We start from the raw sequence: 206 nt of genomic DNA on the forward strand, positions 1-206 counted from the left end.
GACTACGTTCGTCACGTCCGGCGCTTCGCAGCCTTCCTCCGACGCTCTCCCGATACCGCGACGCCCGAGGACATCCGTCGCTTCCAGTTGTATCAGCATGAGAACGGCGTCGGCCCTGCGACGATCAATGGCGCGGTCTCGGCGTTGCGGTTCCTGTTCCTGGTGACGCTGAAGCGGCGGGATCTGGCCCGTGTGCTGGTGATCAT

1 protein-coding gene is annotated in these 206 nt (G+C 64.1%); it reads left to right on the forward strand.

What is annotated here, in order from left to right; all coding sequences use genetic code 11:
- On the forward strand, positions 1 to 206 hold a 206-nt coding region (locus tag ACWGS9_RS36035), incomplete at both ends, for a phage integrase N-terminal SAM-like domain-containing protein (RefSeq protein ID WP_454509590.1).

The sequence above is a fragment of the Mesorhizobium sp. Arg314 genome, from assembly GCF_053714275.1.